The 15444-nt window shown below is 66.6% G+C and carries 10 protein-coding genes and 1 pseudogene; 6 read left to right on the forward strand and 5 right to left on the reverse strand.

Annotation, left to right across the window (positions count from 1 at the left end; all coding sequences use genetic code 11):
- Window positions 1-90: 90 nt before the first annotated feature.
- From V0R59_RS17110 to acnA, 3 genes are all read right to left on the reverse strand, one after another.
- On the reverse strand, window positions 91-1656 hold the full coding sequence (locus V0R59_RS17110; RefSeq protein ID WP_330074596.1) for a methyl-accepting chemotaxis protein: 1566 nt from the start codon (window positions 1654-1656) through the stop codon (window positions 91-93).
- 191 nt (window positions 1657-1847) lie between these two features.
- Window positions 1848-2627: a CPBP family intramembrane glutamic endopeptidase gene (locus V0R59_RS17115; RefSeq protein ID WP_330074597.1), complete on the reverse strand. Its 780-nt coding sequence runs from the start codon at window positions 2625-2627 to the stop codon at window positions 1848-1850.
- A gap of 110 nt (window positions 2628-2737) precedes the next feature.
- On the reverse strand, window positions 2738-5425 hold the full coding sequence (gene acnA / locus V0R59_RS17120) for an aconitate hydratase AcnA (RefSeq protein WP_330074598.1): 2688 nt from the start codon (window positions 5423-5425) through the stop codon (window positions 2738-2740).
- A 256-nt stretch (window positions 5426-5681) separates the two neighbouring features.
- Between acnA and rlmM the strand changes: the two genes are divergently transcribed.
- The 3 genes from rlmM (at window position 5682) to V0R59_RS31965 (ending at window position 9290) form a co-directional block, all read left to right on the forward strand.
- Entirely contained in the window at window positions 5682-6749 is a 1068-nt protein-coding gene (gene rlmM, locus V0R59_RS17125; protein WP_330074599.1) for a 23S rRNA (cytidine(2498)-2'-O)-methyltransferase RlmM, read from the forward strand.
- Window positions 6750-6776: 27 nt separating this feature from the next.
- Complete coding sequence (gene tusA, locus V0R59_RS17130; protein ID WP_330074600.1) at window positions 6777-7019, forward strand: sulfurtransferase TusA; 243 nt, start codon at window positions 6777-6779, stop codon at window positions 7017-7019.
- 1128 nt (window positions 7020-8147) lie between these two features.
- Entirely contained in the window at window positions 8148-9290 is a 1143-nt protein-coding gene (locus tag V0R59_RS31965) for a methyl-accepting chemotaxis protein (RefSeq protein WP_375547367.1), read from the forward strand.
- 6 nt (window positions 9291-9296) lie between these two features.
- Here the strand turns inward: V0R59_RS31965 and V0R59_RS17140 are convergent, their stop codons facing one another.
- Window positions 9297-10682, reverse strand: a complete 1386-nt coding sequence (locus tag V0R59_RS17140) for an MATE family efflux transporter (protein WP_330074602.1) — start codon at window positions 10680-10682, stop codon at window positions 9297-9299.
- Between the two features lie 303 nt (window positions 10683-10985).
- On the opposite strand from V0R59_RS17140, the gene pdxB reads away from it, so the two are divergent.
- The gene (pdxB, locus tag V0R59_RS17145; protein WP_330074603.1) at window positions 10986-12131 is read left to right on the forward strand and encodes a 4-phosphoerythronate dehydrogenase PdxB; all 1146 of its coding nucleotides are present in this window, start codon (window positions 10986-10988) and stop codon (window positions 12129-12131) included.
- A gap of 75 nt (window positions 12132-12206) precedes the next feature.
- Here the strand turns inward: pdxB and V0R59_RS17150 are convergent, their stop codons facing one another.
- The gene (locus V0R59_RS17150) at window positions 12207-12383 is read right to left on the reverse strand and encodes a PA1571 family protein (RefSeq protein WP_330074604.1); all 177 of its coding nucleotides are present in this window, start codon (window positions 12381-12383) and stop codon (window positions 12207-12209) included.
- Window positions 12384-12557: 174 nt separating this feature from the next.
- Between V0R59_RS17150 and V0R59_RS17155 the strand changes: the two genes are divergently transcribed.
- Window positions 12558-14321: an ABC transporter transmembrane domain-containing protein gene (locus tag V0R59_RS17155; protein WP_375547364.1), complete on the forward strand. Its 1764-nt coding sequence runs from the start codon at window positions 12558-12560 to the stop codon at window positions 14319-14321.
- An 803-nt stretch (window positions 14322-15124) separates the two neighbouring features.
- Window positions 15125-15235, forward strand: a pseudogene (locus tag V0R59_RS31970) (hypothetical protein); the annotation flags it as partial.
- Between the last annotated feature and the right edge of the window lie 209 nt (window positions 15236-15444).

Genomic DNA, 15444 nt, shown 5'->3' on the forward strand with positions numbered 1-15444 from the left:
GCGCCTCGCCGCCAGCGATGAGGTCCTCGGATTCAACGAAAAAGGCCCGGAAGATCGCTCTTCCGGGCCTTTTTCATTCCAGTGTCGACTTCAGCGGTTGAACCGCTCCACCAACGAATACTGGGTCGTCGCGGTATGCGTCAGCTCCTCACTGAGCAGCGCCGAATGCTGCGCCTGCTCCGAGGTCTGGTCGGCCAGGGCGGCGATGGTACTGATATTGCGGCTGATTTCCTCGGCCACCGAGCTCTGCTGTTCGGTGGCGGCGGCGATCTGCGTGGCCATGTCGGTGATATTGGCCACCGCTTCGCTGATACCCACCAGCGCTTCGTCGGCTTCCATCACCCGCTGTACGCCTTCCTCGGCCTGGCGATGCCCGGCTTCCATGGTCTGCACGGCATTGCTGGCAGTCTGCTGGAGCTTGGCGATCAGGCCGTGGATCTGCCCGGTGGACTCGCTGGTGCGTTGCGCCAGCTGGCGTACTTCGTCGGCGACCACGGCGAAGCCGCGGCCCATCTCGCCGGCACGCGCTGCCTCGATGGCGGCGTTGAGCGCCAGCAGGTTGGTCTGGTCGGCAATGCCCTTGATCACATCGACCACGCCACCGATCTCGTCGCTGTCGCGAGCCAGCTGGGTGACTGTCTGGCCGGTTTCGCCCACGGCCGTGGAAAGGCGCTGGATGGCCTCGCGGGTTTCCCCGGCGATGCTGCGGCCACGGTCGGTAAGACGGTTGGCGGCCTGGGTGGCGTCGGCGGTGCGTTGTACGTGGTTGGCCACTTCCTGGGTGGTGGCGGCCATCTGGTTGACTGCGGCGGCGACCTGCTCGGTCTCGACGCGCTGGCGCTCCAGGCCGGACGAGCTGTTGTGGGCCAGGGCATCGGACTGACGGGCCTGCTCGTTGAGGTGCTCGGCCGTGTCCTGCAGGCGGGTCAGGCAGGTCTTCAGGCGCGCATCCTGGCTGAGCATGGCCATTTCCAGTCGGGCCTGGACGCCGCGGCTGTCGGTATACATCTGCGCGATCAGCGGGTCGGAGGTGGTCTGCTCGGCCAGGCGCAGCAGGCGCTTGAGGCCGCGCTGCTGCCAGCTCAGGCCGAGCAGGCCGAGCGGCACTGAGAGTGCGGCGGCCAGGGCGAAGCCCCAGGAGTGACCCAGCCAGATGCCGATGAGGAAACCGATCTGGCTGACCATGATGAACGGCAGCCAGTCTTGCAGCACCGGCAGCCATTTGTCACGACGCGGGATCGCCGACTTGCCCTCGTTGATGCGTTTGTACAGGGCTTCGGCGCGGCGCACCTGCTCGGCGGTCGGCTTGACCCGCACCGACTCGTAGCCGACCACCTGGTTGTTCTCGAAGATCGGCGTGACGTAGGCGTTGACCCAGTAATGGTCGCCGGACTTGCAGCGGTTCTTGACGATACCCATCCACGGCAGGCCCTGCTTCAGGGTCGTCCACATGTGGGCGAAGACCGCCGGCGGCACGTCGGGGTGGCGAACCAGGTTATGCGGGGCACGCATCAACTCGTCGCGCGAAAAACCGCTGATATCGATGAATGCGTCGTTGCAGTAGGTGATCACACCCTTGGCATCGGTAGTCGAGATCAACCGTTGTTGGGCAGGGAAAGTCCGTTCTCTCTGGGTAATCGGCTGGTTGTTACGCATAAGCTGTTCAATCCGCAAGGCTTTCGTGTGATATCGGCAAGGACACGAAATTATTGAATGAATATTTGGTTTTTATTGATCTTGCTCAATATTCGCCAAGGCCGCCTGAGCTATGTGAAGTCGTCACGTTCAGGTAATTTGCGCGCATTCTTTCACACTTTCGCAACATAAGTCAGTCAATGACCGATGGTTCATGGAATCGCCTTGAGCGGGTACGTGAACAGCACGAAATGCGCGAGGTTCAGCCCGAAGTGCGCCAGCAGCGCCGCCGGCAGTCCGCCATGGCGCCAGGCTAGCCCATAACCGACCCCGGCCAGCGTCGCCAGGGCGACCCAGGGCCAGCCGCCACCGACATGGGCCAGACCGAACAGCAGGGCGGCAAGCAGCAACGCCAGATAGTCGCCGTGGCGTAGCCGGACGAACAGGCGTTGCAGGCCGCCTTGAAGGTAGCCGCGGAACAGCGCTTCCTCGACCAGGCTCACCAGCAGCAGGTTGTTGGTTATCCACAGCCAGGCCTGGGGTGGCCATTTCGGCTGCCAGCCGACCAGGCCCAGCAACCACGCGCTGCCCAGGCACGCCAGGCTGGTCAGCAGCACTGCCAATGCGGCGAGCCCGGGGCGTGGCCGACGGGTCATGACGATCCATGGACAGGCCAGCAGCAGCCAGAAGCCGATCATGGGCTTGTCCAGGTTGAGGTGCATGGAGAAGGGGATGGCGTCGGCGCTGAAGCGTGCCTGGTCGATGACCCAGGCGTTGTCGAAGCCGGGCAGCCCGTGCAGGGCGAGGGCCGCTCCGGTCAGGATGAAGAGCAGGTGGCCAAGGATGTTCCAGTGCCGGGCACGGGCGGGCTGCACCAGCCAGCCGCTGCAGAGCAGCAGGGCGAAGGCGGGCAGGCTGGCGAGGCCGAGGTGGCCCTGGCTCAGGGCCAGGGCATAGCCGGCTCCGAGCAGGACCAACAGAACAGCGCGCATGTCGAATCCTTTTCGATAAGGCAGGCATGCAGGCTTCGACTGCGTAAATGACCCACAGGACACACAAGCGACGCGGATCCCCCACAGGATCCGCGCAGTGCCTGGCGCTTTCAGCGCGCGATCATCTGCCGCAACACGTAGTGCAGGATCCCGCCCGCCTTGAAGTACTCCACTTCATTGAGGGTATCGATCCGGCACAACACGGCGATGGTCTCCACGCTGCCATTCTCGCGGGTGATACGCAGGTCCAGGCTCATGTGCGGTTCGACCCTGGCCCCGCTCAACCCGAGGATGTCGATCTTCTCCCGCCCCGTCAGCCTGAGCTGCTTGCGGTCCTGCCCGGCACTGAACTGCAGCGGCAGCACGCCCATGCCCACCAGGTTGGAGCGGTGGATACGTTCGAAACTCTCCGCCAGCACTGCCTTGACCCCCAGCAGGTTGGTGCCCTTGGCCGCCCAGTCGCGGCTGGAGCCGGTGCCGTATTCCTGCCCGGCGATCACCACCAGCGGCGTGCCTTCGTCGCGGTAGCGCATGGCCGCATCGTAGATCGCCAGCTTGTCGCCACTGGGCACGTGCAGGGTGTTGCCACCTTCCTCGCCGCCGAGCATCTCGTTGCGGATGCGGATATTGGCGAAGGTGCCGCGCATCATCACTTCATGGTTGCCGCGCCGCGAGCCGTAGGAGTTGAAGTCACGCGGTTCCACGCCCTTGTCGCGCAGGTAGCGTCCGGCCGGGCTGTCGGCCTTTATGTTGCCGGCCGGCGAGATATGGTCGGTGGTCACCGAGTCGCCGAGCAGGGCCAGGATCCGCGCGCCGTGCACGTCCTCGATCTTCGGCGGCGGGCCGGAAATGCCGTCGAAGAACGGCGGATGCTGGATATAGGTGGAATCGTCCTGCCAGACGTAGGTGGCCGCCTGTGGCACCTCGATGGCCTGCCATTGCACGTCGCCGGCAAACACCTCGGCGTATTCCTTGTGGAACATCTGCGTATCGACCCGGGCCACCGCAGCGGCGATTTCCTGCTGGCTCGGCCAGATGTCCCGCAGGTACACCGGCTGGCCGTTGCGGTCGTTGCCCAGCGGCTGCGTGCTCAGGTCCAGGCGCACGCTGCCGGCCAGGGCATAGGCCACCACCAGCGGCGGCGAGGCCAGCCAGTTGGTCTTGACCAGCGGATGCACCCGGCCTTCGAAATTGCGGTTGCCGGAGAGCACCGAGGCCACCACCAGGTCGGCCTTGCCGATGGCACTTTCGATCGGCTCTGCCAGCGGGCCGGAGTTGCCGATGCAGGTGGTGCAGCCGTAGCCCACCAGGTCGAAGCCCAGTTCATCGAGGTAGCGGGTCAGGCCGGCGGCCTTGTAGTAATCGGTCACGACCTTGGAGCCGGGGGCCAGCGAACTCTTTACCCAGGGCTTGCGTTGCAGACCTTTTTCCACGGCCTTCTTCGCCAGCAGGCCGGCGGCCATCATCACGCTGGGGTTGGAGGTGTTGGTGCAGGAGGTGATGGCGGCGATGACCACGGCACCGTCCTTCAGGGTGTGTTGCTGCCCCTCGAACTCGAAGCGGATCTCGCCATGGCCTTCGGCGCCGGCCTTGCGCGCGTTGAGGCCGAGGAAATCATCGAAGGCCGCGCTCACGCCGGGCAGGGCGACCCGGTCCTGGGGACGCTTCGGCCCGGCGAGGCTGGCCTGGACGTCGTTCATGTCCAGGGCCAGGGTATCGCTGAACAGCGGCTCCTGGCCCGGCTCGCGCCACAGGCCCTGGGCCTTGCAGTAGGCCTCCACCAGCGCCACGCTGTCCGCCGGGCGCCCGGACAGGCGCAGGTAATCCAGGGTCACCTCGTCCACCGGGAAGAAACCGCAGGTGGCGCCATATTCCGGTGCCATGTTGGCCAGGGTGGCGCGGTCGGCCAGGGGCAGGTCGGCAAGGCCGTCACCGTAGAACTCGACGAATTTCCCGACCACGCCCTTCTTGCGCAGCATCTGCGTGACCGTCAGTACCAGGTCGGTGGCGGTGATGCCTTCGCGCAGCTTGCCGGTGAGCTTGAAGCCGATCACCTCGGGGATCAGCATCGATACCGGCTGGCCGAGCATGGCCGCCTCCGCCTCGATACCGCCGACGCCCCAGCCGAGCACGCCGAGGCCGTTGATCATGGTGGTGTGGGAATCGGTGCCGACCAGGGTGTCGGGGAAGGCGTAGGTGCGGCCGTCTTCCTCGCGGGTCCACACCGTGCGGCCCAGGTATTCGAGGTTGACCTGGTGGCAGATGCCGGTGCCCGGCGGTACCACGCGGAAGTTGGCGAAGGCGTTCTGGCCCCAGCGCAGGAAGGCGTAGCGTTCGCCGTTGCGCTGCATCTCGATATCGACGTTTTCGGCGAAGGCCGCGGGGCTGGCGTAGCGGTCGACCATTACCGAATGGTCGATCACCAGGTCTACCGGCGACAGCGGGTTGATCCGCTGCGGATCGCCGCCGGCCTTGGCCATGGCCGCGCGCATGGCGGCCAGGTCGACCACCGCCGGCACCCCGGTGAAGTCTTGCATCAATACCCGCGCCGGGCGGTACTGGATCTCGCGGTCGGAGCGACGTTCGCGCAGCCAGTCGGCGAGGGCGCGCAGGTCGTCGCCGTTGACGGTCTCGCCGTCCTCCCAGCGCAACAGGTTTTCCAGCAGCACCTTGAGCGACATCGGCAGTCGCTGCAGGTCGCCCAGGCTGCGGGCGGCGTCGGCGAGGCTGTAGTAATGGTAATCGCGGCCATTCACGGCCAGGGTCTTGAGGGTTTTCAGGCTGTCGAGCGAGGACATTGACCAACTCCTTCTGGGTCGGTGCACGGCTGTCATGCCTGCTGTCGCCGTTACACCGGCTCTTTCATGGTCCGCACGGCACGGACCTGGCTGAACGGTCAGATTAGCCCCGTTTGGCTGATCCGACCCTTTACTGGACCGGCGGGGCATGTCGCCGGTTCCGAAAGTCCTTTATCATTCGCCGATTTTCCGCCGGGGCGGGTTGTCCCCGGTCAAGGTCGCTGGCCATGGCCCGTCGACCGTTCTGGAGTACGTGATGAATACCCTGTTCCTGCACTGCCGGCCCGGTTTCGAGGGCGAGGTCTGTTCCGAGATGAGCGAGCACGCCGCGCTGCTCGGCGTGGCCGGTTATGCCAAGGCCAAGCCTTCGAGCGCCTGTGCCGAATTCATCTGCAACGATGCCGAGGGCGCCGAGCGGATCATGAGCGCGCTGCGTTTCAAGCAGTTGATCTTCCCCCGCCAGTGGGCCCGCGGCAGCTTCGTCGAGTTGCCGGAAACCGACCGCATCAGCGTGTTGCTGGAGCACCTGGCCGGTTATCCACAGGCCGGCAGCCTGTGGCTGGAGGTGATGGACAGCAACGATGGCAAGGAACTCTCCACGTTCTGCCGCAAGTTCGAGGTGCCGCTGCGCAAGGCGCTGGTCAAGGCCGGGCGCCTGACGGACAAGGACGGCCCGGGCCCGCGCCTGCTGCTGACCTTCGTCAGTGGCCGGCGGGTGTTCCTCGGCCTGGCCGATGCCGACAATTCGGCGATGTGGCCGATGGGCATCCCGCGCCTGAAATTCCCCCGCGAGGCGCCGAGCCGGTCGACCCTCAAGCTGGAAGAGGCCTGGCACCACTTTATCCCCCGCGAGCAATGGGAGCAGCGCCTGTCCGACGACATGACCGGCGTCGACCTCGGCGCCGCGCCGGGCGGCTGGACCTACCAGCTGGTGCGCCGCGGCATGCTGGTCACCGCCATCGACAACGGGCCGATGGCGGAGAGCCTGATGGACACCGGCCTGGTCCAGCACCTGATGGTCGATGGCTTCACCTGGAAGCCGAAGCAGACCGTGGACTGGATGGTCTGCGACATCGTCGAGAAGCCGGCGCGGACCGCGGCGATGATCGAGGACTGGCTGGGCGGCGGGCACTGCCGCGAGGCGGTGGTCAACCTCAAGCTGCCGATGAAGCAGCGCTATGCCGAGGTGCGGCGCTTGCTGGAGCGTATCGAGGACGGCTTCAAGGCGCGCAAGGTCAAGGTCTCCATCGGCTGCAAGCAGCTCTATCACGACCGCGAGGAAGTCACCTGCCACCTGCGTCGTCTCGACCTCAAGCCACGCTGATCAATCACCGAATTGCGGAGTACCCGAATGACCGATTTCACCCCCGATGCCGTGCTCGACGCCACCGGCCTGAACTGCCCGGAGCCGGTGATGATGCTGCATCAATACGTGCGCGACCTGGCCGCCGGCGGCCTGCTCAAGGTGATCGCCACCGACCCCTCGACCCGCCGCGATATTCCCAAGTTCTGCGTGTTCCTCGGACATGAGCTGGTGCAGCAGGAAGAAGAGGGTGGCACCTACCTCTACTGGATTCGCAAGAAGCTCGACTGACACCCCTGCCTGTTACTCCGCTGTTTCTTCCGGTGACGCCCGCACCGGCAGCGTGCATGGAATGGGTGCGAGCCTTCTGGCTGCATCCGTTCCCGTGCGGTCTCCCTCCTGACTTCCCTGTATCCGGCACACAGGTTGCTAGCGAAAAGCTATCACCCTGGCGTTTGCGGAAACGTTTGCGCTCAAGGGTACCCATATGCGCAGGAGTGAGTCATGAACCGTCTGTTGTCACCGGGTGCGCGTCTGTTGGGGCGTTTCGGCTTCGCTCGCAAGTTCCAGTTGCTGTTTCTCTTGTTCATGCTGCCGCTGGTGTCCAGCCTGTGGCTGATCGGCATGGACTACCGTGACCGGCTGGCAGTGATCGCCGGCGAGCAGTCGGGGGTGCGCCAGTTGCTGGTGCTCGATGCGCTGGAGCGCGACCTGTCCGCCCAGCGCTATCGCGCCGCGCGCTGGAAAGCCGTCGACATCCTGCGTGAGCCCACGGCCGAGGCCCGCCAGTTGATGGGCGAGATCGATGCCACGCTGCCGCGCATCGACCAGGGCTTGAAAGACCTCAAGGCCACCCTGGACCGGGAGAAGGCCGGCGCCGACACCCTGGCCCGCTACGAAACCCTGCGCGCCTCGGTGGCCGGCATGGACAGCCAGTCCCTGCGCGGTGTCGGCTGGTGGCCGGACGGCTACGAACGCTTCACCGCGAGCCTCGGGCACCTGCAGGCGCTGCGCGAACAGATCGCCATGGACACCGGGCTGATCCTCGACCCGTGGCTGGAAACCTACCTGTTGATGCAACTCTCCACCCAGCAGGCGCCGGAACTGATCGAGCGCATCGGGCGCATGGCGAGCATCGGCCAGACTTCGCTGGTGTCCGGCCAGTTCAGCCTGCAGAGTCGCCTGCAGATGCGCGACCTGCGCAGCCGCATCGGCGATGCCCGGGAGCAGATGCTCAAGACCGCCGGCTCGCTGCAGACCCGGCTGCCGCCGGAGCTGCAGGGCTGGGCCGATGGCTACGCGGCGAGCATGAAACGCCTCGACGCTGAGCTCGGCACCCTCGACCAGGGCGTGTTCGGCAACGGCATCACCCTCAAGCCGGCGGAATTCGAGGCCAGTGTCGGCGCCTTGCTGGAGGCCATGTTCGCCCTGCGCGGGCAGTCGTTGCAGGCCCTGGACCAGCGCCTGGAGTACTACCACGACAAGTCCAACCGCGAGTTCATCCCGGTGGGGGTGACCATCGGCCTGCTGCTGCTCGTCGCGCTGTACCTGTTCGCTTGCCTGCAGGCGTCGATCCGGCGCAGCGCCAGCGGCATCACCACCCTTGCCGAGTCGCTGCGCGACGGCAACCTGTGCGTCGAGGTGTCGGTGCAGGGCCGCGATGAGCTGGCCACCATCAGCCAGGCGTTGAACGTTGCCGTGGTGCAACTGCGCGCCAGCCTGCTGGGGGTCAACCAGGAGACGCGCCAGGTGGGCTCGGCGGTGCAGACCCTGACCGTGCAGGCCAACGGCACCTTGCAGGACGTGGAGCGCCAGCAACAGCAGATCAGCCAGATCGCCGCCGCCGCGACCCAGCTCGCCGCCACCTCGCAGGAAGTGGCGCGCAGCTGCGAGCACGCCTCCGAAAGCGCCCGGCAGACCCGCAGGATTGCGGAAGACAGCAGTCACGACAGCCAGCGCACCACCGACAGCATCCAGCAGCTCAATCGCCGCCTGACCGAGACCGCCGAGGCGCTGGGGCGGGTCAGCGAGCAGGGCCAGCAGATCCAGTCGGTGGTCGATGCCATCCGCGGGATTGCCGAGCAGACCAACCTGCTGGCGCTCAACGCTGCCATCGAGGCAGCGCGGGCGGGCGAGCAGGGCCGTGGTTTCGCCGTGGTGGCCGACGAGGTGCGCAGCCTGTCGCAGCGCACCCAGGCATCCACGGCGCAGATCGCGGCGACCGTGGACAGCCTGCGCAGCACGGTCGACCAGGCCGTTGGCCTGATGGAAAGCGCCTGTGGCCAGGCGGTCGGCGATGCCCGGGCGGTCACCGGGCTGGGCCTGCGCCTGGGTGAGATCGCCGGGGCGGTGCAGGGGGTGACCGATACCCTGGCGCAGATCCTCACGGCGGTGGAAGAGCAGACCGGCACCGCCGATGAGGTCAGCGGCAATATCCAGCAGGTCGACCAGGCGGCCGGGCGTCTGCTGGAAGGGGCGCGGGCGGTCAATCAGGCGGCGGACAGCCTCAGCGAGGGCAGCCGTGCCCTCAGCGACAACACCGCGCGTTTCACCCTGGACTGAGGCGCCTCAGCCGCGCGCGGCCCGGCGGATATGCCGCCGGGTGCTGCGCGCCAGGCGGATCGACAGCATCAGCGCCGCGCAGGTCAGGCCGGCGATCAGGCCCTGCCACAGTCCGCTGGGGCCGCTGGCCGGGCCGAGGTGGTCGGTGAGGCCGAGCAGGTAGCCCACCGGCAGGCCGATGCCCCAGTAGGCGAACAGCGTCAGGATCATGGTCACCCGGGTGTCCTGGTAGCCGCGCAGAGCGCCCGCGCAGATGACCTGAATGGCATCGGAGAACTGGTACAGCGCGGCGAACACGATGAGCATCGCGGCGATCTGGATCACCGTCGTGTCCGGCGTGTAGATCGAGGCGATCTGCTCGCGCAGGAGCAGGATCAGGCTGGCCGAGAAGGCCGCGAAGACCAGCGCCGTGCCCAGCCCCACCAGTGAGGCGAAGCGCGCCTGGAGGGCATCACCGGCACCGACCGCCTGGCCCACCCGCACGGTCACCGCCATTCCCAGCGAGTACGGGATCATGAACAGCAGGGAGCTGATGTTCAGGGCGATCTGGTGCCCGGCCACCACGGTCGGGCCGAGGCTGCCGATCAGCAGGGCGATCACCGCGAAGATGCTCGACTCGGCGAACACTGCGATGCCGATCGGCAGGCCGACGCCGAGCAGGCGCTTGATCACCGGCCATTGCGGGCGCTCGACCTTGCTCAGTACCCGGCTGCTGGCATAGGCCGGCGCCCAGCGGCTCCAGCCGGCCATGCTCAGGGCCATGAACCAGCCGACGATGCCGGTGGCCCAGCCGCAACCGACACCGCCCAGCGCCGGCAGGCCGAAGTGGCCGTAGATCAGGATCCAGTTCAGCGGGATGTTCAACAGCAGGCCGCACAGGCCGATGACCATGCTCGGTCGCGTGCGTCCGAGGCCGTCGCTGTAGCAACGCAGCACGTAGTACAGGGCAATGCCGGGGAAACCGAAGGCGATGCCTTGCAGGTAGCCCATGCTCGGGCCGATCAATGACGGATCGACCTTCATCGCGCGCAGGATGGGTTCGGCGCCGAGCAACAGGGCGCTGGCCAGCAGGCCCACCACCAGCGCCAGCCACAGCGCCTGGCGCACCAGCGGGCCGATCTCGCCGTGCTGGCCGGCGCCGAAGCGCTGCGCCACCTTGGGCGTGGTGGCCAGCAGGATGCCGGTCATCAACAGGTACACCGGAATCCAGATCGAGTTGCCCAGGGCCACGGCCGCCAGGTCGCCGGGGCTGACGCGGCCGGCCATCACCGCATCGACGAAGCCCATGGCGGTGGTCGCCAGTTGCGCGACGATGATCGGCGTCGCCAGGTGCATCAGGCTGCGCACTTCGGTGCGGATGCGGGCGGGGCGGGAGAGGGTGATGCTGGTCATGTGTTCGTCTGGGGCTGCAGCGGAAAGCCGGCAATACTACGCCTTGACGAACCGGTCAGGAAACACTGTCCGCGAGACTGCACATCGATCGTAGGAGCTGCGTTAGCTGCGAAGGAGCGCGTAGCGGTCCCGGTTCCCCATCTACAGCCGTGAGAGACCATTGGCCTGGCTTCAGATCGGGAACCGGGACCGTTTCACGGTCCTTCGCAGCTGACGCAGCTCCTACGCCGCCGCCAGCCTGGAAAAACCAATGGCTCGCCTCCCGCTCTGCCCCTACACTGCGGTCCCCTCAAGGAGATCGCCATGCTCATAGTCGCCGACGAAAATATCCCGCTCCTCGATGCCTTCTTCGCAGGCTTCGGCGAGATCCGCCGCTATCCCGGCCGGGCCATCGACCGCGACTGCGTGCGCGACGCCGACTTGCTGCTGGTGCGCTCGGTGACCAAGGTCGACCGCGCGCTGCTCGAAGGCAGTCGGGTGCGCTTCGTCGGCACCTGCACCATCGGCACCGACCACCTCGACCTGGGCTGGTTCGCCGAAGCCGGTATCCACTGGTCCAGCGCGCCGGGCTGCAACGCCCGCGGTGTGGTGGACTATGTGCTCGGCAGCCTGCTGACCCTGGCCGAACTGGACGGCGCCGACCTGGCCACGCGCACCTACGGCGTGGTCGGCGCCGGCGAGGTGGGCGGGCGCCTGGTGCAGGTGTTGCGCGGCCTGGGCTGGAAGGTGCTGGTCTGCGACCCGCCACGGCAGGCGGCGGAGGGCGGTGATTATGTCGGGCTGGAACGGATTCTCGCCGACTGCGACGTGATCAGCCTGCACACCCCGCTGACGCGCTCCGGCGAGCAAGCCACCTGGCACCTGCTGGATGCGCCGCGCCTGGCGCAACTGCGCCAGGGCGCCTGGCTGATCAACGCTGCCCGCGGACCGGTGATCGACAACCTCGCCCTGCGCGAGCTGCTGCTGCAGCGCGAGGACGTGCTGGCGGTGCTGGATGTGTGGGAGGAAGAGCCGCTGGTGGATGTGGACCTGGCCGACCTGTGCGTCATCGCCACCCCGCATATCGCCGGCTACAGCCTCGATGGCAAGCAGCGCGGCACGGCGCAGATCTACCAGGCTTTCTGTGCCTGGCGCGGCGAGGCGGAACAGGTGCAACTGGCGGACCTGCTGCCCCGACCCTGGCTGGCGCGCATGGAGCTGCAGGCCGACTGCGATCCGGCCTGGGCCCTGGCGACCCTGTGCCGGGCGGTGTACGACCCGCGCCGCGACGATGCGGATTTCCGCCGAAGCCTGGGGGATGACCCGGCGGCGCAGAAGGTGGCGTTCGATGTGCTGCGCAAGCAGTACCCGGTGCGGCGGGAGATCGAGGGGCTGGTGGTGCGCGTTGACGGGGATGCCCCGGAGTTGCGGCGGATTGCGCTGGCCCTGGGCTGTGTAGTCGAGGGCTGACGGTCTCGTCGCGAGAAGACGCAGCCAATAAAAAACCCGGCGCGAGCGCCGGGTTTCGAAAGAGGGGGTGAAGCGTCAGCCCTTTTTCTTCGCCAGGCTCTCGCGGCTGTTTTCCAGCTCGCGGCAGGCCTGCTGGATCATCTGCTCGGTGATCGGCACTTCGCGACCTTGCGCGTCGATGACCGAACCACACGCCGGCAAAGGCTGTGCAGGGCGTTGTTGCGGGGTGCTGCTGCTATGCTGCAGGCTCATTTCCTGTCTCCTCATCAGGTGGCTAGCCCAGATTAATCACGCGTGATGACCAGGCTGTGACAACTCCCTTGGCTGTCTCATCATGCGAACGGACAGTGCAACAGAAAGTTCATTCGATCACCAGTGGTACCTTAGACCGATGCGCTCTAAGGTCCTCAGCACACGGCAATCCCCATGATCAATCCGCTTTCCTCCCGCCAGCGCCAGGCCCTGCGTCTGGCCTGGCGCTTCGTCCGCCCGTACCGCACGCAGTCGTTGCTGGCGCTGCTCGCCCTGGTGGTCACCGCCGGGATCACCCTGTCCATGGGCCAGGGCATCCGCCTGCTGGTGGACCAGGGCTTCGTCACCCGTTCGGCGGAACTGCTCGGCCAGTCCATTGCGCTGTTCATGGCCCTGGTGCTGGCCCTGGCGGTGGGCACCTTCAGCCGTTTCTACCTGGTCTCGTGGATCGGCGAGCGGGTGGTGGCCGATATCCGCCAGCAGGTCTTCGACCACCTGCTGAGCCTGCATCCGGGCTTCTTCGAGCACAACCGCAGTTCGGAAATCCAGTCGCGGCTGACCGCCGACACCACCCTGCTGCAATCGGTGATCGGCTCGTCGCTGTCGCTGTTCCTGCGCAACACGCTGATGGTCATCGGCGGCATCGTCCTGCTGTTCGTCACCAACCCCAAGCTGACCAGCATCGTGGTCCTGGCCCTGCCGCTGGTGCTGGCGCCGATCCTGGTGTTCGGCCGCCGCGTGCGCACGCTGTCGCGGCAGAGTCAGGACCGCATCGCCGATGTCGGCAGCTACGTCGCGGAAACCCTCGGCCAGATCAAGACGGTACAGGCCTATAACCATCAACCACGGGATCGCCAGCGTTTCGCCGAGACGGTGGAGGCGGCCTTCGCCACGGCGCGCAAGCGCATCGTCCAACGGGCCTGGCTGATCACCCTGGTGATCGTGCTGGTGCTCGGTGCCGTGGGGGTGATGCTCTGGGTCGGCGGCATGGACGTGATCGCCGGGCGCATCTCCGGCGGTGACCTGGCGGCCTTCGTGTTCTACAGCCTGATCGTCGGCAGTGCCTTCGGTACCGTCAGCGAGGTGATCGGCGAACTGCAGCGCGCCGCCGGTGCGGCCGAGCGCATCGCCGAGCTGCTGGCGGCGCGCAGCGAGATCGTCGCGCCGGCCGCCGGCGGCATCCCGTTGCCGGAGCGGGTGCGCGGCGAACTGGACCTGCAAGGCCTGCGCTTCGCCTATCCGTCGCGGCCCGAGCGTCCCGCCATCGATGGCCTCGACCTGCATGTCGAGCCGGGCCAGACCCTGGCCCTGGTCGGGCCGTCAGGCGCGGGCAAGTCGACTCTGTTCGACCTGCTCCTGCGTTTCTACGACCCGCAGGAAGGCCGCATCCTCCTCGATGGCCAGCCCCTGGCCGATCTCGACCCCCAGGACCTGCGCCGCCAGTTTGCCCTGGTGGCACAGAACCCGGCGCTGTTCTTCGGCACGGTCGAGGACAACATCCGCTACGGTCGCGCCGACGCCAGCTTCGCCGAGGTCGAGGCGGCCGCGCGCAGCGCCTACGCCCATGAGTTCATCCTGCAACTGCCCCAGGGCTACCAGACCCACCTCGGCGATGCCGGCCTTGGCTTGTCCGGCGGCCAGCGCCAGCGCCTGGCCATTGCTCGGGCCTTGCTGGTGGACGCACCGATCCTGTTGCTCGACGAAGCCACCAGCGCCCTCGACGCCCAGAGCGAGCACCTGATCCAGCAAGCCCTGCCGACCCTGATGGCCGGGCGCACGACCCTGGTCATCGCCCATCGCCTGGCCACCGTCCAGCACGCAGACCGCATCGCGGTGATCGATGGCGGACGAATGGTGGCAATTGGCACTCATCGCCAGCTGATTGCTGAAAATCCCTTGTACGCGCGGCTTGCGGCGCTGCAATTCAGCCCGGAATAGAGCACTGGATGGCTTTTTTACAGTGATGTGACAGCGGGTGAGGAAGTTGTCACATTTCTGTAGCAATCCCCTGAGAGTATCCATTCCAGCTGTTGCGTAAATGCTCGATGCAGTTGGCTGCCGTTCCGATGGCAGCTTTTTTTTGCCCGTGAATCGACGACATGGATGTCTGTGGCCGGCACTGCCGCCGTTTTTTAGCCCTTGCTCCGAGATCCTCGCCGATGCCCCTGCGTACTTCCCTGCGAATGCAAATCCTTGCCCTGCTCGCCGGCAGCCTGCTGGCGATGCTGCTGATCGCCCTGGTCTGTTTCCGCCTGCTGTCCGCCAGCGTCGACAGCTATGGCCAGTTGGTCGACGGCCCGTTGCGGGCCTCGCAACAGATCGATGAAGCCAACCTGCAGTTCAAGATCCAGGTGCAGGAGTGGAAGAACGTGCTCCTGCGTGGCAAGCAACCGGCGGACCTGGACAAGTACTGGCAGCAGTTCAAGGCCCAGGAACGCCTGGTCCAGGACATACTCGACCAGTTGGTGCGGGAGAACGCCGCCGATGCGTCACTACGGGCGAGCCTGGTGCAGTTGCAGCAGAGCCACCGCCAACTGGGCGAAGCCTACGCCCGCGGGCGTGAAGCCTTCCTGGCTGCCGGTGCCGATCCTGCCGCTGGCGACCTCGCGGTGAAGGGCGTGGACCGTGCCGCCAGTGAGCAGATGAGCGCCCTGGTCACCCAGTTGCGTGCCGCTTCCTCGGCCCAGGCCGGCGATATCAGCGCCGAGGCGCAGCGCACCGTGTGGCTTGGCTTGCTGGTGATGCTGGCATCGGCCCTGGCCATCGGCGTCTTCAGCCTGTGGCTGGTCAACCGCAGCCTGGTCGAGCCGATCCGCCGCCTGATCGAGTATGTCGCACACCTCAGCCAGGGCCGCTTCGACGCCCGCGTCGCCAGCGACCGCCAGGATGAACTGGGCCGCCTGGCGGTGGCCGCCAATACCCTGCGCGACTTCCTTGCGGAAACCGTCGGCCGCCTGCAGGACAACGCCGGCGAGCTGGAAAACGCCAGCGGCGACCTGCGCAAGCTGGCCGGCGGCATGGCCCGTGGTACCGACGACCAGTTCCAGCGCACCGACCAGGT

The organism is Pseudomonas ulcerans (assembly GCF_036324125.1).
Classification (GTDB): Bacteria; Pseudomonadota; Gammaproteobacteria; order Pseudomonadales; family Pseudomonadaceae; genus Aquipseudomonas; species Aquipseudomonas ulcerans.